Source organism: Streptomyces sp. NPDC001922 (genome assembly GCF_042891165.1).
Classification (GTDB): Bacteria; Actinomycetota; Actinomycetes; order Streptomycetales; family Streptomycetaceae; genus Streptomyces.
This window is the reverse complement of record NZ_JBIASV010000001.1, coordinates 481153-498879: the sequence shown is the minus strand read 5'-3', so window position 1 is coordinate 498879 and position 17727 is coordinate 481153. Positions and strand designations below refer to the sequence as shown.

Annotated in this window: 13 protein-coding genes; 9 read left to right on the top strand and 4 right to left on the bottom strand. The window is 73.2% G+C overall.

The annotated features are described in order from the left end of the window. Positions 1-487 precede the first annotated feature (487 nt). The 3 genes from ACFYYR_RS02105 to ACFYYR_RS02095 are packed head-to-tail and all read left to right on the top strand — an operon-like array spanning position 488 to position 4757. Entirely contained in the window at positions 488-1213 is a 726-nt protein-coding gene (locus ACFYYR_RS02105) for a helix-hairpin-helix domain-containing protein (protein ID WP_388845885.1), read from the top strand. Continuing rightward, positions 1210-4185 carry a ComEC/Rec2 family competence protein gene (locus ACFYYR_RS02100; protein ID WP_388845882.1) on the top strand — a complete coding sequence of 992 codons (2976 nt, stop codon included), beginning with the start codon at positions 1210-1212 and terminating at the stop codon, positions 4183-4185. The genes ACFYYR_RS02105 and ACFYYR_RS02100 overlap by 4 nt, the downstream gene beginning before the upstream one ends. Continuing rightward, positions 4074-4757: an arylamine N-acetyltransferase gene (locus tag ACFYYR_RS02095; protein WP_388845879.1), complete on the top strand. Its 684-nt coding sequence runs from the start codon at positions 4074-4076 to the stop codon at positions 4755-4757. The genes ACFYYR_RS02100 and ACFYYR_RS02095 overlap by 112 nt, the downstream gene beginning before the upstream one ends. Before the next feature lie 190 nt (positions 4758-4947). On the opposite strand, the gene ACFYYR_RS02090 is transcribed toward ACFYYR_RS02095, so the two are convergent. Then, complete coding sequence (locus tag ACFYYR_RS02090) at positions 4948-5175, bottom strand: hypothetical protein (protein WP_388846421.1); 228 nt, start codon at positions 5173-5175, stop codon at positions 4948-4950. Positions 5176-5585: 410 nt separating this feature from the next. Here ACFYYR_RS02090 and holA point away from each other — a divergent pair, with 410 nt between their 5' ends. Next, positions 5586-6578, top strand: a complete 993-nt coding sequence (gene holA, locus ACFYYR_RS02085; RefSeq protein WP_388845876.1) for a DNA polymerase III subunit delta — start codon at positions 5586-5588, stop codon at positions 6576-6578. Positions 6579-6714: 136 nt separating this feature from the next. On the opposite strand, the gene ACFYYR_RS02080 is transcribed toward holA, so the two are convergent. After that, a complete protein-coding gene (locus ACFYYR_RS02080) occupies positions 6715-7695 on the bottom strand; it encodes a zinc-binding alcohol dehydrogenase family protein (protein ID WP_388845873.1) in 981 nt (326 codons plus the stop codon). Positions 7696-7787: 92 nt separating this feature from the next. On the opposite strand from ACFYYR_RS02080, the gene ACFYYR_RS02075 reads away from it, so the two are divergent. After that, positions 7788-8108: an ArsR/SmtB family transcription factor gene (locus ACFYYR_RS02075; RefSeq protein WP_388845870.1), complete on the top strand. Its 321-nt coding sequence runs from the start codon at positions 7788-7790 to the stop codon at positions 8106-8108. 477 nt (positions 8109-8585) lie between these two features. Here ACFYYR_RS02075 and rpsT read toward each other — a convergent pair whose 3' ends face one another. Then, a complete protein-coding gene (gene rpsT, locus ACFYYR_RS02070; protein ID WP_351515358.1) occupies positions 8586-8852 on the bottom strand; it encodes a 30S ribosomal protein S20 in 267 nt (88 codons plus the stop codon). A 238-nt stretch (positions 8853-9090) separates the two neighbouring features. Here rpsT and lepA point away from each other — a divergent pair, with 238 nt between their 5' ends. Then, positions 9091-10965, top strand: coding sequence for a translation elongation factor 4 (gene lepA / locus ACFYYR_RS02065; RefSeq protein WP_388845867.1), 1875 nt, complete (start codon positions 9091-9093; stop codon positions 10963-10965). Between the two features lie 283 nt (positions 10966-11248). Further along, a complete protein-coding gene (locus tag ACFYYR_RS02060; RefSeq protein WP_388845864.1) occupies positions 11249-13132 on the top strand; it encodes an AMP-dependent synthetase/ligase in 1884 nt (627 codons plus the stop codon). Positions 13133-13188: 56 nt separating this feature from the next. On the opposite strand, the gene ACFYYR_RS02055 is transcribed toward ACFYYR_RS02060, so the two are convergent. After that, positions 13189-13773, bottom strand: a complete 585-nt coding sequence (locus tag ACFYYR_RS02055; RefSeq protein ID WP_388845861.1) for a two-component system response regulator — start codon at positions 13771-13773, stop codon at positions 13189-13191. A 386-nt stretch (positions 13774-14159) separates the two neighbouring features. Here ACFYYR_RS02055 and ACFYYR_RS02050 point away from each other — a divergent pair, with 386 nt between their 5' ends. Next, on the top strand, positions 14160-16292 hold the full coding sequence (locus tag ACFYYR_RS02050) for a SpoIIE family protein phosphatase (RefSeq protein WP_388845858.1): 2133 nt from the start codon (positions 14160-14162) through the stop codon (positions 16290-16292). 100 nt (positions 16293-16392) lie between these two features. Beyond that, positions 16393-17625, top strand: coding sequence for a radical SAM family heme chaperone HemW (hemW, locus tag ACFYYR_RS02045; RefSeq protein WP_388845855.1), 1233 nt, complete (start codon positions 16393-16395; stop codon positions 17623-17625). The last annotated feature ends 102 nt before the right edge of the window (positions 17626-17727 follow it).

Here is a 17727-nt window from a genome sequence, read left to right as displayed (position 1 = left end):
CCCGGAGGGCGGGGCTGCGGGAGGGAGGCCGTTGACCGGGCGGTCGACAGTCGTGGATTCGCTGAGGGACAAGTCGTCGGTCGGGGGCCGGTTTACGGGTGGTCCCGAGAGTGCGGAGTCGCCGGTCGAGGGGCCGCTGAGGCGTGCGGTCCGGGAGTCGGCCATGCGGATGTCCGGGAGGGGCGTTGCGGCACAGACGCTGGACGGTCGAGCGTCCGGCCGTCCGGCTCGGTTGTCACCGCCGCCCGCGGCAGCGGCGGAGACGGACGCCGAGGCCTCGGAAGCCTCGGAGCCGGTGAAGTCAGCTACGGCCTCGGATGCCTCGGAGGCATCGGAGACAGGGAGGGGATGGACCAGAGTGCCGGAAGCGGAGGTCGGGGCACGGAGGACACCGCGGCCGGGAGCGCGGGCGCAGGTGCCGGGAGCGCAACAGGCCACGCATGAGGAGCTCTTCAACACTTCCGGTCCGCGGGGTGGGGCAGCTGCCGTGGGACGGGACCGTCCCTGGTGGTCGGCCATCCGCGAACGACTGCCGCTCTGGGTTCAGTTGAGATGCGAGGTCAGCCCGCGGGCGCTCGCGGCGCTGGCCGTGCTCCTGGCCGTTGCCGGGGGAGTGGCCGCGTACCACTACTGGACCGGGAAGCCGCAGACGGTCCGGGCGCCGGCCGCCGAACCGGCGACCGGCCCCTCCTCCTCGGTGCGGAGCGGTGCGCTGCCGAGCGGCGCACCGGGGCCCGCGCCGCCGAAGGGACCGGAGCGCCGCATCATGGTGGACGTCACGGGCAAGGTCCGCAGGCCGGGCATCCAGCGCCTGTCGGCCGGCTCGCGCGTTGCGGACGCGCTGGAGGCCGCGGGCGGAGTACGGCCGGGCACCGATACGGGGGCGCTGAACCGGGCGCGCGTGCTCAACGACGGCGAGTTGATCGTGGTCGGCGGCCCGGCTCCGCCAGGAGCGGGTGCGGGTGCGGGGGGTCCGGGCGGGGAGAGCCCGGTCACGGGGCCCGGCGGGTCACCTCCGGCGGGGCCCGTCAGCCTGAGCACGGCGACGGCCGACCAGCTCGATGCCCTGCCCGGAGTGGGGCCGGTCCTCGCGCAGCACATCCTCCAGTTCCGCGAGCAGAACGGCGGCTTCCAGTCCGTCGACCAACTGCGTGAGGTCAACGGCATCGGTGATCGCAGATTCGCCGATCTCCGGCCACTGGTGCAGCCGTGACGAGCACCGGGGCACCCGCGAACGCGCCCGACCGTCCGGAAACCCCCGACCTCGCCCGGGAAGGCCCCCTCGACCTGCGTCTCGTGGCTCCGGCTCTCGCCGCCTGGGCTGCCGCGGCCTGGGCGCTCCATGCCCCCATGACCTGGGCGATGACCGGGGCGGCTCTGTGCCTGGTGGCGGCGGTGATACTGCTGGTGCTGCGCAGGACCACCGGCGCCGGAATTCTCCGCACCATCCGGGGTGCCGGACCTCCCGGCCCAGTCCGCGCCGACAGAACTCCGCACCCCGTCGGGGGCCGTGACACACGGCCGGTCGGAGGTCTCGTGCGCGGGGTGGGGCTCATGGCCGCCGCTGCTCTGCTCTGTGCGGCCGCGGCAGCGGTCTCGGCCACCCTGCACGCAGCCGATCTGCGGCGCGGGCCGCTGCCGGAGTCGGCGGTGCGACAGGTGCCGGTGACCGTCGAGGTGCGGGTGACCGGTGACCCGCGCCTGACCCGGCCCCGGGTGGTCGGCGCTGGGCACGCCCCGGCGGCCGTGGTCCTGGAGGCGGAGGCCGAGCGGGTGACCGGGCCGCATGGTGCGGTCACCGCGACCCGGACGCCGGTGCTCGTCATCGTCCAGCAGCGCGGACGGCCGCCTTCATCGCCCGCGGTCGCCCGACGGGAGGGGCAGCCGACCCCCTGGCTCCGGTTGCTGCCGTCGACCCGGCTGCTGGTCCGGGCCCGGCCGACGGTGCCGTCGGAGTCCGGCGGCAGGCCCGTCGCGGTGGTGCTCCGGGTCTCCGGTGGCGGACCACCGCGGGTCATCGCGCCGCCCACCGCCCTGCAACGCGCGGCCGGGGAGTTGCGGGCCGGCCTCAGAGAGGCCACCGACCGGCTGTCGCCCGACGCCCGAGCCCTGCTGCCGGCGCTGGTGGTCGGGGACACCTCCCGGATGCCGCCCGACCTCGACGAGGCCTTCCACGCCACGGATCTTGTGCACCTCACCGCGGTGTCAGGTGCCAACCTCACCATCGTCCTCGCGTTGCTCATCGGGCCACCGCATCTGGCCGTCCGGGCCGAGCGTCGCGGCGTCGCGCCCCGGCTGGGCCTTCCGTTGCGCACCACCGCGCTGCTCGGGGGGCTGCTCACCGTCGGCTTCGTCATCGTCTGCCGTCCCGAACCGAGTGTGCTGCGGGCCGCCGCCTGCGGACTGGTCACGCTGCTCGCGATCGCCACCGGCCGTCGCAGGTCACTGCTGCCCGCCCTCTGCGCCGCTGCTCTCCTGCTGGTCCTGTACGACCCCTGGCTCGCCCTGTCCTACGGTTTCCTCCTCTCCGTGCTGGCCACAGCCGCGCTGCTCACCATCGCCCCGCGCTGGAGTTCGGCGCTCCAGCGCCGCCGGGTGCCCGCCAGGGCCGCGGAAGTCCTGGCCGCGGCCGCCGCCGCGCAGGCCGTGTGCGCTCCCGTCGTCGTCCTGCTGGCCGCGCGCGTCAGCCTGGTCGCGATTCCGTGCAATCTGCTGGCGGAGCCGGCGGTGGCCCCGGCCACGGTGCTCGGATTCGCCGCGCTCGCGACCGCCCCGGTCGCGCAGCCCGTCGCTGCCGGGATCGCGTGGCTGGGTGGCTGGCCCGTGGAATGGGTCGCGGGCGTCGCCCGCGCCGGCGCGGCCCTCCCGGGAGCCGAGGTGGACTGGCCGGAGGGCTTGGCCGGGGGCCTGCTGCTCGTTGCCGTCACCGGCACCGTGGTGTGGGCCCTGCCCCGGCTGATGCGCCACCCCTGGCTGTGCGGGCTGTTCGCGCTGTTGCTGGTCCTGGCGATCACTCGCCCGGCACCGTTGCCACGTCTGGTGACGGGCTGGCCGCCGCCCGGCTGGCGGTTCGCGGTCTGCGATGTGGGGCAGGGCGATGCGCTCGTCCTCCCGGCGGGCAACGGCACAGCCGTCGTGGTGGACGCCGGCCCCGACCCCGTGCTCGCCGACCGCTGCCTGCGGACCCTGGGCGTCACCAGGATCCCGCTGATCGTGCTGACGCACTTTCACGCCGACCATGTCGCCGGGTTGCCCGGCGTGCTCCGGGGCCGCTCGGTGGGCGCGATCGAGACCACCCTGCTCGAGGATCCGCCCGACCAGGCCGCGTTCGTCCGCCGCGTGGCGCGGGCCGCGGGCGTCCGTACGGTCCGTACGGCACCCGGCGACCGGCAGCTGGGGCCGCTGCGCTGGCAGGTTCTGTGGCCGTTGCCCCGTCCCGCCGGAGTTCTTCCCGGATCCTCGATTCCGGCCCCGGACTCGGCTCAGGCCCCGGCCCCGGCCCCCGAAGGAGCGAACGACGCCAGCGTCACGCTGCTGGTCCGTACGGCCGGACTCACCCTGCTGCTGCTCGGTGACCTCGAACCGCCCGCACAGCAGAGCCTGTTGGCGGCGGTCCCCGATCTGCCGCCCGTCGACGTGCTCAAGGTCGCCCACCACGGCTCCGCCTACCAGGACCCGCGGTTGCTGAGCCGGGTGCGCCCCCGCCTGGCGGTGATCTCCTGTGGGGCGGACAACCCGTACGGTCACCCGTCGCCCCGTACCCTCGCCATGCTGCGGCAGCACGGGGCGGCCGTACTGCGCACCGATACCGACGGATCGATCGCCGTGACGGGCCCGGCGTCCCGGCTCGGCGCGGCGTTGGGACGAGTCCGCGGAGCCCGGCGGCGTCCGACCGCTTCCTCGGTCCGCGGACGGAGGTCCGAGGGCCGATGGCGCGGGGAGGCCGGATGGGTCATAACTGGGGGATGGATACCGCACGGACCGACGCGTACCTCCAGCGGATCGGAGCCACCCGGCCGGCACGAGCCGATGCCGAAGCCCTGCGCGAGCTGCAGATACGGCACCTCACCCGGGTGCCGTTCGAGAACCTCAGCATCCATCTCGGTGAGGACATCGTGCTCGAGGAGGAGTGGCTCGTCGACAAGGTCGTGCGGGCACGGAGAGGGGGCTTCTGCTATGAACTGAACGGTGCGTTCGCGGGGCTGCTCTCCGCGCTCGGCTGGTCGGTGACGCTGCTCGCCGCCCGGGTCTTCACCGGCCCCGACCGGATCGGCCCGCCGTACGACCACCTCGCGCTGCGCGTCGAGAGCCCGGACGACCCGGGCCCCTGGCTGGTCGACGTGGGTTTCGGAGCGCACAGCCACCATCCGCTGCGCCTGACCGAACGGGGAGAGCAAGCGGACCCCGGCGGCACCTTCCGGATCACCGGGACACCGGACGGCGACCTGGACGTCCTGAAGGACGGCGCCCCGCAGTACCGGCTGGCCGTCCGTCCCCGTGCGCTGGAGGACTTCGAGGCGACCTGCTGGTGGCACCGGACCTCGCCGAAATCCCCGTTCACCCGGAAGCTGGTCTGCTCCCGGCTCACCGACGGAGGGGAGGCACGGGTCACGCTCAGTGGCGACCGGCTGGTCACCACGGTCGCGGGGGAGCGCTACGAGGAAACTCTGACGTCTGATGCGGAGATCCTCGCCGCCTATCGTGACCACTTTGCCCTGGAACTCGACCGCGTCCCAACGGTGCTCGACCTCGCTTGACCGCTCCTCGACTCGGCGGCGCAGTTGCGGCGGTCGGCGGTCGGCGGTCGGCGGTCGGCGGTCGGCGGTCGGCGGTCGGCGGTCGGCGGTCGGCGGTCGACGGTCGACGGCCGGTGGCCGGGTCGACGGCAGCCGGTCAGGAGATGAGCAGGAGATGGTCAGGACCTGGTCAGCAGCCGGTCAGCGGGTGTTACGGTCGCTCGAGCCAGCCCTCGTACTCCGACGCGAGCTCGTCGAGAGCGGCGGTGTCCATGGTGTCCGCCGGGTCCTCGACGACCACCAGCCACTGGGCGTCCTCGGCGTCGTCCTCACCCGCCAGGGCGTCCCGGACGAGCTGGGGTTCCTCGGGCGGTCCGAAGCGGCTCACGACCTCTTCGGCCGCCTCCTCCGCGGCGTCACGGTCGGGCAGCACCAGCACATGATGGGTGGGAGGTGCGGAGTGGCCGGGGTGTGCGGTTGTCTCGTCGGGGTGGGGCGTCGCGCTGCTCACGCGCCCATTGTGCGGGACCGTCGAGGAGCGGCCGGAAACGGGGGAGCGGACCGGCAGCGCCGTTCCCAGGCCACGTGCGCCGCAGGCGAGGAGGCGGCCCGTCCGCAACATGCCCAGGGAGGCCGATGGGGAGCCGCACGCCCCGGCCGGACGATGTGCTGGGCCGCGGGGCCGACGCCGGGAACGGCGATGGGCGGGTGCCCGGGCAGGGGGAAGCCAACCGGCGGACGCCGAACAGTGCGAGGACAGCCCAGCAGGGCGCCAGTCCGTGGCCGAGCCATGACCGCCGGATCGCCGACGAGCACCGATGTCGGTGGCCCGTGGGATGCTGTTCCGCGATGGCCAGGAAGACTTCGACCGATGACCCGCTCGCCCCCGTGACGCTCGCCGTGGGCCAGGAGGATCTGCTGCTCGACCGCGCGGTGCAGCAGGTGGTCGCCGCCGCGCGCGCCGCCGATGCCGAGACCGATGTGCGCGACCTCACCCCCGACGCGTTGCAGCCGGGGACGCTCGCCGAGCTGACCAGCCCGTCACTGTTCGCCGAGCGCAAGGTCGTGGTGGTCCGCAACGCCCAGGACCTCTCCGCCGACACCGTCAAGGACGTCAAGGGCTATCTGGCCGCGCCCGCCGAGGAGATCACCCTCGTCCTGCTGCACGCGGGCGGGGCCAAGGGCAAGGGGCTGCTCGACGCGGCGCGCAAGGCAGGCGCCCGTGAGGTGGCCTGCCCGAAGATGACCAAGCCCGCGGACCGGCTGGCCTTCGTGCGGTCCGAGTTCCGCTCCGTCGGCCGGTCGGCGACGCCGGAGGCCTGCCAGGCGCTGGTGGATGCGATCGGGAGCGATCTGCGCGAACTGGCGAGCGCGTGCTCCCAGCTCGCCGCCGATGTCGAGGGCACCATCGACGAGGCCGTGGTCGCTCGCTATTACACCGGCCGGGCCGAGGCATCCAGCTTCACCGTGGCCGACCGCGCCGTCGAGGGCCGCGCGGCGGAGGCCCTCGAGGCGTTGCGCTGGGCGATTTCCACCGGAGTCGCCCCGGTCCTGATCACCAGCGCCCTCGCACAAGGGGTGCGGGCGATCGGCAAGCTGGCCTCCGCGCCGCGCGGCATGCGTCCCGGAGATCTCGCCCGCGAACTGGGTATGCCGCCGTGGAAGATCGACCGCGTGCGGCAGCAGATGCGCGGCTGGTCGGCGGACGGGGTATCGGCCGCCCTGCGAGCCGTGGCCGAGGCGGACGGCGCGGTCAAGGGCGGTGGCGACGACCCTGCGTACGCCCTGGAGAAGGCGGTGGTCGCCGTGGCCCGCGCGGCGCGCCCCGCCCGCCCGTACTGACGCCCCTTCCGCCCGGCCGGTTGTCGGCCCGAGAGCCCCCATTGGCGGAAGCCCCACCGGCCCGGAAGCCCCCGTCGGGGATGTCCCCGGCACCGAAGGGTGCCCACGGCCGATGGGCCCCCGCGGGCAGCCGCCGTCAGTCCCCCGCGACCCGCAGCAGCAGCTTGCCCGTGGTCGTACGGGTCTCGATGAGGCGGTGGGCCGCTGCGGCATCCGCCAGCGGGAATTCGGCGCTCACCGGCAGGTCGACCGCGCCCTCGGCCACGCGCGCGAAAGCCCTGTCCACGATGGTGCGCAGCGCCTGCGGGTCGTTCTCCGCCAGGGTCAGGACGGAGAAACCGGCCACGGAGCGCCCGCCGGGCATCAGATCGGCCTGGCCGATCCCCCACGGCTCCGCGCCGCTCGCGTTGCCGAACGAGACGAGCCGGCCGAAAGGCGCGAGTGAATCCAGGGCCCGCCGGAACGCATCGCCGCCCACCGGGTCGAGAGCCAGGTCGACGCCCCGGCCGCCGGTGCTGCGCCGGACGTCATCGACGAAGCCGTCGCCGACGAACACCTCGTCGTAACCGGACGCGAGAGCCTGCTCGATCTTCTCCTTGCGGGAGACGACACCGAGGACGGTACGGGCGCCGGCCAGCCGGGCGAGTTGGCCGACGACGGTTCCGATGCCGCCGGCCGCTCCCTGCACCAGGACGGTCTCACCCCGCGTCAGCCGGCCCACCTCGTGCAACAGGGCGTGCGCGGTGGGCAGCACCGTCGGGAGAGTGGCACCGGTGCGCAGTGACACCCCGGCCGGGAGCGCGAAGACCGTGGCGGCCGACGCCACGGCGACCTCGGCGTATCCGCCCGAGCCGGTGAGCGCGGCGACCTCCTGCCCGGGTCGCAGCTCTTCGACGCCCGCCCCGACGGCCCTGATCCGGCCGGAGACCTCGAGGCCGGGAACGAACGGGAGGGCAGGCACCCGGAACCCGGCACTACGGGCCTTGAGCTCGGCGAAGTTGACCCCTGCGTACGCGACGTCGATCGTCACGTCGCCGGGTCCGGGCTCCGGTACCGGCACGTCCGTCTCGGTCAGGACATCCGGTCCGCCGAACTCCGCCAGCACGATTGCACGCATGATCGTCCCCTGCCGCTAGTATTCAATGAGAAGCGAACACCCGCGAGTGTATGGTTTTGATCGAACACTCGGCAAGTGATCCGGGAGACGGCATGAGCCATCGGGCCGCGCCTGAGCACACTCACCCCGACGAGGTACCGGTCGAGGTCGCGCTGGCGGCGCTCGCCGACCCGGTCCGGCTCGTTCTGGTGCGGGAGCTCGCCGCCTCGGAGGACTGGGCGCGCAGCTGCGGCAGCTTCGACGTGCCTGTCGGCAAAGCGGCGCTCAGTCACCACTTCGCGTCGCTCCGGGCGGCCGGTCTGGTCGAGCAGCGCGACATGGGGGCCAAGCGGGTCAACCGGCTGCGCCGCCCCGAGTTCGACGCCCGGTTCCCGGGGCTGCTCGACCTTGTTCTGCGGGAGCGGAACCCGTAGCCGGAGCCACCGGAACCGGACCCCCCCCCGTCACTCTCGCGTAGCCGCCAACGCCCCCTCGCGAAAAGCTCCGGCTCACGCCAAAGCTCCGGCTCACGCCAATGCGCCAGCCCGCGCCAAAGCGCCCGCCCACGTCAAAGCGTCAGCCCACGCCAAAGGCCCGGCACCGCCCTGGGGAAGGGCAGGTGCCGGGCCTTCGGTTCGACTCGGTGCGCCGCACCCGCGTGGCGAACGCAGGCCGCGTGCGGCGCGGTGTCGCAGGAGATCGCTCTCCGCGAAGGTGCCGTCCGGAGCGGTTGAGAGGGACCGCTGGGTCCGGGGCGGCGGAGTGGGGACCGTGAGTCCCCGGCGGGACGCTGTCCCGCGAGTGGGGCCGGAGCCCCGGTTCTGCCCGGCCGTCGGAGCTGTGATCAGCGCCCGAGGGGGCAGCGCCCTCATGAGGGGCGGGTGAGTCCCTGCGGGGACTCGGAGATGTCGTCAGCCCTTGAGGCCGGCGACGCGGGTGGCCAGCGCCGACTTCTTGTTGGCAGCGGCGTTCTTGTGGATGACGCCCTTGCTGACAGCCTTGTCGAGCTTCTTGGCGGCCTCGCGAGCGGCCACGGTGGCCTTCTCGACGTCGCCGGCCTCGACGGCCTCGCGGGTCTTGCGGATCGCGGTACGGAGCGAGGACTTGACGGCCTTGTTGCGCTGGCGCGCCTTCTCGTTCGTCTTGTTCCGCTTGATCTGGGACTTGATGTTCGCCACGAAAGAGCCTTTGCAGGTTCGTCGGATTCTTGATCTGCGCCGCGCGTGAGAGGGCACGAGGCACAGTGGACCAGGCTAGCAGTAGGCCCGATGGCCTCCCAAACCGGTCGAGGCCCGGTGGGCACCGGGGCCGTGCTCTCCGGCGGGCAGCGGTGGCCCGCGCGGCGGCCATGGGAGGATGGAGGCTACGTATCGATCCGACCAGAGGCGATAGGCGTCTCAAGAAACAGGACCCTGCGTGCCCGCGACCCCTTCCCATGTGCCGGAGCCGAGCCGTACCGACCCGGCGCTGATCCGCAACTTCTGCATCATCGCTCACATCGACCACGGCAAGTCGACCCTTGCCGACCGGATGCTGCAGCTCACCGGCGTCGTCGAGCAGCGCCAGATGCGCGCTCAGTATCTCGACCGGATGGACATCGAGCGCGAGCGCGGCATCACGATCAAGTCCCAGGCGGTCCGGCTGCCCTGGGCGCCGACCACCGGTGAGGACCAGGGCACCGCCCACATCCTCAACATGATCGACACGCCTGGCCACGTCGACTTCACCTACGAGGTCTCCCGGTCCCTGGCGGCCTGCGAAGGCACGATCCTGCTGGTCGACGCCGCCCAGGGCATCGAGGCGCAGACCCTCGCCAACCTCTACCTGGCGATGGAGAACGACCTCACGATCATCCCGGTCCTCAATAAGATCGACCTGCCGGCCGCCCAGCCCGAGAAGTTCTCCGAGGAGCTGGCCCACCTCATCGGCTGCGAGCCCGAGGACGTGCTGAAGGTCTCCGCGAAGACCGGCGTCGGTGTGGACGTCCTGCTCGACAAGGTGGTCGCCGACATTCCGGCGCCCGTCGGTGTCAAGGACGCCCCGGCCCGCGCGATGATCTTCGACTCGGTCTACGACTCCTACCGCGGCGTGGTCACCTACGTCCGGGTCGTCGACGGCCAGCTCAGCAAGCGCGAGCGCATCCGGATGATGTCCACCGGTGCCACGCACGAGCTGCTGGAGATCGGGACCAACTCCCCGGAGATGACCTCCGCCGACGGCCTCGGCGTCGGCGAGGTGGGCTACCTCATCACCGGTGTGAAGGACGTCCGCCAGTCCAAGGTGGGTGACACGATCACCCAGCTCAACAAGGGGGCCGACGAACCGCTCGGCGGTTACAAGGACCCCAAGCCCATGGTGTTCTCCGGGCTCTACCCGCTGGACGGTTCCGACTACCCGGAGCTCCGCGAGGCCCTGGACAAGCTCCAGCTCAACGACGCCGCGCTGGTCTACGAGCCGGAGACCTCCGCCGCGCTGGGCTTCGGCTTCCGGGTCGGCTTCCTCGGCCTGCTGCACCTGGACGTCATCCGGGAGCGGCTGGAGCGCGAGTTCGGCCTGGACCTGATCGCCACCGCCCCCAACGTGGTCTACCGCGTGACCATGGAGGACGGCGCCGAGCACACGGTCACCAACCCCAGCGAGTTCCCCACCGGCAAGATCTCCGAGGTGTACGAGCCGGTCGTCCGCGCCACGCTGCTCGCCCCGAGCGAGTTCATCGGCGCGATCATGGAGCTCTGCCAGTCCCGGCGCGGTTCCCTGCAGGGCATGGACTACCTCTCCGAGGACCGGGTGGAGCTGCGGTACACGCTGCCGCTCGCCGAGATCGTCTTCGACTTCTTCGACCAGCTGAAGTCCAAGACCCGCGGCTACGCCTCGCTCGACTACGAGCCCACCGGCGAGCAGACCGCCGACCTGGTCAAGGTCGACATCCTGCTGCACGGCGACAAGGTCGACGCGTTCTCCGCGATCACCCACAAGGAGAAGGCCTACGCCTACGGGGTGCGGCTGGTGGGCAAGCTGCGCGAGCTCATCCCGCGGCAGAGCTTCGAGGTGCCGATCCAGGCCGCGATCGGCAGCCGGGTCATCGCCCGGGAGACCGTCCGCGCCATCCGCAAGGACGTGCTCGCCAAGTGCTACGGCGGTGACATCTCCCGTAAGCGGAAGCTGCTGGAGAAGCAGAAGGAAGGCAAGAAGCGGATGAAGATGGTCGGCAACGTGGAGGTCCCGCAGGAGGCCTTCATCGCGGTGCTGTCCTCCGACACCGAGGGCGGCGACGCCAAGGCGAAGAAGTAACGGCTGCTTCACTTCCGGCGCCCGTCCCCGAGGGGGCGGGCGCCGGAGTTCTGCCCGGCGCTCCCGGTCCATCCGGGTGATGGCGGAGAAAACCGCAGACTCCTGGTTTTCCCCGGGATGACAGGCCTGGTCCGGCCCTGCGACAGGACTCGGCCAAGACGGAGGGCCGGCACCCCTTACGTACTGGCGGTACGAGCTTTAACCTGATGCCTGCTCGAAGGTTACTCGCCAGTTAAACAACTTCCAGCCAGTCACAGCACTGCCGCGGGCCACGGAGGATGTCGTGAGCGACACGCAGACGTTGATCGAGAACCGGCCGCCTTCCGTGGCGACCCTCTTCCTGGAGCGGGTCGATGCCACACCGGACGCCGAGGCGTACCGCTACCCCGTGCCGTCGTCGTCCGGGCGGGACGAGTGGCGCTCGCTGACCTGGAAGCAGTCCTCGGAGCGAGTGCTCTCCATCGCCGCCGGGCTGATCGAGCTGGGCGTGCGCCCCGAGGAGCGGGTGGCCGTCGCCTGCAGCACCCGGCTCGAATGGATCCTCTCCGACCTCGGCATTCTCTGTGCCGGGGCGGCCACCACCACGATCTACCCGAGCACCAACAGCGCGGAGACCGCGTTCATCATCGCGGACTCCGACAGCCGGGTGCTCATCGCCGAGGACGCGGAACAGCTGGCCAAGGCGCGGGAGCGGCGTGCCGACTTCCCCGAACTGGCCCATGTCGTGGTGATCGAGGAGTCGGACGCCAAGCCGGCCGAGGGCGACCCGGACGGCTGGGTGCTCTCCCTGGCCGAGCTGGAGCGGCGCGGCGCCGCGCACCTGGAGAACAACCCGGACAGCGTCCGCAAGCGGATCGACGCCATCACCGCCGACCAGCTCGCGACCCTGATCTACACCTCGGGCACCACCGGCCGTCCCAAGGGCGTACGGCTGCCGCACGACAACTGGTCGTACATGGCCCGCGCGATCCCGGCCACCGGGATGGTCGCCGCGGACGACGTGCAGTACCTGTGGCTGCCGCTGGCGCACGTCTTCGGCAAGGTGCTGATCTCCGGGCAGATCGGGGTCGGGCACGTCACCGCCGTCGACGGCCGCATCGACAAGATCATCGACAATCTGCCGGTGGTCCGGCCGACGTATATGGCCGCCGTGCCGCGGATCTTCGAGAAGGTCTACAACGGGGTCGCCGCCAAGGCCCGCGAGGGCGGCGGCGCCAAGTACAAGATCTTCCAGTGGGCGGCCGGGGTCGCCCGCGAGTACGCCAAGGTCACCCAGGACAACTTCCGGCGCACCGGCAAGCGGAGCGCCCCCTTCGGCCTCGCCGCGCAGCACGCCGTCGCCGACAAGCTCGTCTACGCCAAGCTGCGCGAGGCGTTCGGCGGACGGCTGCGGGCCGCCGTCTCCGGCTCCGCCGCGCTGGCGCCCGACATCGGCTACTTCTTCGCCGGCGCCGGTATCCACATCCTGGAGGGCTACGGCCTCACCGAGTCCAGCGCCGCCAGCTTCGTCAACCCCGGCGAGTCCTACCGCACCGGCACCGTCGGCAAGCCGCTGCCCGGCACCGAGGTGCGGATCGCCGACGACGGCGAGATCCTGCTGCGCGGCCCCGGCATCATGGAGGGCTACCACGGGCTGCCCGACAAGACCGCCGAAGTGCTGGAGTCCGACGGCTGGTTCCACACCGGCGACATCGGCGAGCTCTCCTCGGACGGCTTCCTGCGGATCACCGACCGCAAGAAGGACCTCATCAAGACCTCGGGCGGCAAGTACATCGCCCCCGCCGAGGTCGAGGGCCAGTTCAAGGCGGTCTGTCCGTTCGTCTCCAACATCCTGGTGCACGGCGCCGACCGGAACTTCTGCACCGCCCTGATCGCGCTCGACGAGCCGTCGATCCTGAGCTGGGCCGCGGACCACGGACTCGGCGGCAAGCCGTACGCCGAGGTCGTCGCCTCCCCGCAGGTGCAGGAGCTCATCGAGGGCTACATCGGCCGCCTCAACGAGGGCCTGCAGCGCTGGCAGACCATCAAGAAGTTCCGCCTGCTGCCCCGCGACCTCGATGTGGAGCACGGGGAGCTCACGCCGAGCCTCAAGCTCAAGCGGCCGGTCGTGGAGCGCGAGTACAAGCACCTGATCGACGAGATGTACAACGGCTCGCGCGAGGCGTAGCGGCACCCGCCGCGCCGGGTCCGCCCGGCACATCCGCGGGGCGGGCGGTATCCCCCTCACCGCCCGCTCCGCAGCTCGCGCAGCGCCTCCTCCATCCGGGCCACGCCGGCCCGCAGCTCCGCCGTGTCCGGCGCCCGGCCGGTGGACAGGCAGCTCTCGATCGAGGCCAGCCGTTCGGCCAGCGTGTCCAGCTGCTCCCGGTCCCGGGCGAGCAGCCGCTGCAACTGGCGGTTCTTCCGGTGCAGATCGAGGAAGACGCCGACCTTGGCGCGCAGCACCCACGGGTCGAAGGGCTTGGCGACGAAGTCGGCCGCGCCCGTGGCATAGCCGCGGAAGGCGTAGCCGCGGTCCGTGCCGGTCCCGGTGCCGGTGAGGAAGATGATCGGCACATCGCGGGACCGGTCGTGCCGTCTGATGCTCGCTGCCGTCTCGAAGCCGTCCATGCCCGGCATCACCACATCGAGCAGCACCACGGCGAACTCCCGCTCCTGCAGGGCGTTCACCGCCTCCTCCCCGGACCCGGCCCGCACCAGCGGTTCGCCCAGACCGCCCAGCACGGCCTCCAGGGCGTCGAGGTTGTCCTCCATGTCGTCCACCAGGAGGATGCTCGCCCGGTCGGTGGCGGGGGCGCTGCTCATCATCGGGTCCTCGGGGGATCGGGCGGGGCCGGGCGGGCACCCGCCGTGCGTCGCGGCCGGGCCTGCTGCCGACGGCTGCCGGGCACGAGCGGACCGCGGCCCCGGGCCGCACCGTCCGGGCCGTACGGCCGGTCGACATCCGCGTGCCAGTTCGGCCAGGGGGCTCCGGCCGGTGCCGGGCACGGAGGCACTCCGGCCGCAGGGTCCGCCGCTCCGCCGCGCGGAGCCGCGGAACCCGGTCCGTCGTGCTCGGTTCGCATCGTCGCTCTCATCCGCCCGCCGACTTCGGTGACTCGGTGCTCATGGGCGGGTTCATTCTGTCACTCTGGCGGTGTCGTCACGGCTGAATGCCCGAACCGGGCAGGAGTCACGGATCAGGAGACGCTCACGTGGGGTCGATTCCGATGCAGCGGGAAACCGCCGGTGCCCGTCCCGCCGTCGGCGGTCCGGACCGGGTGGCCCACACCAGCCTGCCCGGGAATCCCCGGTCCCCGGGCATCGCGCGCGGCTTCGTCCGCCTGGTGCTCGCCGGCTGGGCCGAGGCCGGACTGCCGGGGTCCGGTCCGTTCGCCGAACGGCTCGCGGACGACGCGGCCCTGCTCGTCAGCGAACTGGTCACCAACGCCGTGGTGCACGCCGGAACGGAGGTGGAGCTCGTCTGCCGGCTGGTCCCGGCGGACGGGCCGGGCAGTGCCGATGGCGGGCCGGGCAACGCCGACAGCGGGGCGGACGGTGCCGTCGGCGGGGCGGAAGCCCTGGTCGTCGAGGTCTCCGACCACCACCCGGCGCGCCCCCTGCGCGGCGAGCCGCACCCCGCGGGCGAGTACGGCCGCGGCCTGCACCTGGTGGGGGCCCTCGCCGAGTCCTGGGGCGTCAGCTACCGGCGGGGGCTGAAGACGGTGTGGTTCCGGCTGCCGGCGACCGCCGGTGCCGTCGTCCCGGACCCCGCGGTCCGCGGGGTGCCGCCGCTGTGGTCTGCGGTGCTCGCCCCTGGAGAAGTGCCCGTCCCTGGAGAAGTGCCCGTCCCCGGAGTGGTGACCGCCTCCGGAGCGCCGCCGGCCCCCGGAGCACCACGGCCGTCCGGTGGGCCGGCCGGTGACCCGGTGCCTCGGTCCGGTCCCGACCCCGCGCCGGACCGCGACGGCGGCTGGTGCAGCCGGGGCGCCCTGTCCTTCCTCGCGGAGGCGTCCGACCTGCTGGCCGGGCAGTTCGACGAGGAGAAGGTGGCGGCGCTGGCGGCCCAGCTGCTGGTGCCGCGGTTCGCCGACTGGTGCGCGGTCTGGCTGGACGGCGAGGCCGGGCGGGGCCCCGGCGCCCAGCCCCGTCTGGCCCGCGTGTGGCACGCCAACGAGACCCGGATCGAGGGACTGCGCACGGTGCTGGAGAAGGACCCGCCGGCGCTGCCCGATGCCGCGCTGGGCTGGCCGGTGCCCTGGCCGTGGCCGCAGGCCGCGGCGGTGGTGGCCGTTCCGGCGCCCGACGGGTCCGCCGACGGGCCGGTGCTCGCGGAGTGGCCGGATCCGGAGCCCGGCGACGAGCACGGCTCGGCGCTCGCCTGCCGGCTCTTCGCGGGCGGCCGCAGCGCCGGCACCCTGCTGCTCGGCCGGGCCGGTCTGGCGCGCATCCCGGACGAAGTGACGGCGCTGGTCGAGGACTTCGCACGGCGCGTCGCGCTGGCGGTGGTCTCCGCGCGCCAGTACACGCGGCAGGCCACCACCAGCCTGGTGCTCCAGCAGGGCCTGCGGCCCCGGAGCATCGCGGCCGTCCCCGGCGTGGACACCCAGGTGGTGTACGAACCCGCCGGTGAGGGCGCCTGGGCCGGCGGCGACTTCTACGACATCTTCCACGCCGGTGAGGGGCGCTGGTGCTTCGCCCTCGGCGACGTCTGCGGCAGCGGCCCGGAGGCGGCCGTCGTCACCGGTCTCGTGCGGCCCTGGCTCAAGCTGCTGGCCCACGAGGGCCACGGTGTCGCCGGGGTGCTCGACCGGCTCAACCGCATGCTGGTGGACGACGCGACGCAGGCGACCGAGGCCGCGGCGGCCGCCGTCGCCGCCGTCGCCGCGGTGGCCACCGCGGGCGCCCACCCGGCGGGCGAGGTCACCCAGGTCCGGTTCCTCTCCCTGCTCTTCGGGGAACTGGTGGCGACCGGGGAGGCGGGCGGCCTCCGCTGCACCCTGGCCAGTGCCGGCCACCCGCTGCCGCTGCTGCTCCGCCCGGACGGCCGGGTGCGGCCGGTGGCCGCGCCGCAGGTGCTGCTCGGCGTGCTGGAGGACACCGCGTACGAGGCCGGGACGTTCGACCTGGAACCCGGCGACACCCTGCTGTGCGTGACGGACGGGGTGACGGAGCGGCGCTCGGGACAGCGGCAGTTCGACGACGGCGACGGCCTGGCCGCCGCGCTGGCGGGGTGCGCGGGGCTCGGCGCGGCCGGGACCGCCGAGCGCATCCGCGCGCTGGTGCACGGCTTCGATACGGCCCCGCCCGACGACGACCTGGCGCTGCTGGTGCTCCACCGCCGGTGACCCGGGGCTCCGGCCCGTCATGGCGGTCCCGGCACCGGCCCCGCAGCCGCCCCGGACGTCCGCGGCCGGGACACCGTCGCGTCGGGGGACAATGGGCCGTATGCCATCCGCACTGCCCGACGGCGAGCCCATGCCCTCAGCCGGGACCCTGCCGCGCCACGCCCTGGACGGGGCGGCCGAGCGGCCGCTCGGCTTCTATCTGCATGTGCCGTACTGCGCGACCCGCTGCGGGTACTGCGACTTCAACACCTACACCGCCAGTGAGCTGCGAGGCTCCGGCGGCGCCCTGGCCTCCCGGGACAACTACGCGGAGACCGTCGCCGAGGAGATCCGGCTCGCCCGGAAGGTGCTGGGCGACGACCCGCGGCCGGTGGAGACGGTGTTCGTGGGCGGGGGCACCCCGACCCTGCTGGCCGCCGCGGACCTGGGGCGGATGCTCGCGGCCGTCCGGGAGGAGTTCGGGCTGGCGGACGGCGCGGAGATCACCACCGAGGCCAATCCGGAGTCGGTGGATCCGCGCTATCTGGAGGAGCTGCGGGCGGCCGGCTTCAACCGGGTCTCCTTCGGCATGCAGAGCGCCCGGCAGCACGTCCTGCAGGTGCTGGACCGCACCCACACCCCGGGCCGGCCCGAGGCGTGCGTCGCCGAGGCCCGGGCCGCCGGCTTCGACCATGTGAACCTCGACCTGATCTACGGCACGCCGGGGGAGAGCGACGACGACTGGCGCGCCTCCCTGGACGCGGCGGTCCAGGCGGGCCCGGACCATGTGTCCGCCTATGCGCTGATCGTCGAGGAGGGCACCCAGCTGGCCCGGCGGATCCGGCGCGGCGAGGTGCCGATGACCGACGACGACGTGCACGCCGACCGCTACCTGATCGCCGAGGAGACGCTCTCCCGCGCCGGTTTCGACTGGTACGAGGTGTCCAACTGGGCGACCTCGGCGGCCGGGCGCTGCCGCCACAACGAGCTCTACTGGACCGGGGCCGACTGGTGGGGCGCCGGTCCGGGCGCGCACAGCCACGTCGGCGGTGTCCGCTGGTGGAACGTGAAGCACCCGGGCGCGTACGCCCAGGCCCTGGCGGAGGGGCGGTCGCCAGGTGCCGGGCGGGAGATCCTGGCCGACGAGGACCGGCGGGTCGAGCGGATCCTGCTGGAGCTGCGGCTGCGCGACGGCTGCCCGCTCGGTCTGCTGGCACCGGCGGGCACCCGGGCCGCCGCCCGCGCCCTCGCCGACGGCCTGCTCCAGCCGGAGCCGTACGAGGCGGGCCGGGCCGTGCTCACCCTGCGCGGCCGGCTGCTGGCCGACGCCGTCGTCCGGGACCTGGTCGACTGAGCCGAGGGGGCCGGGACGGCGGGCCGGAGGCAGAGGGCCGACCGATGCCCCGGGCCGCGTCGCCGGCGTTCCGGGTGGCGCAACGCACGCCAGCCGGGCCGA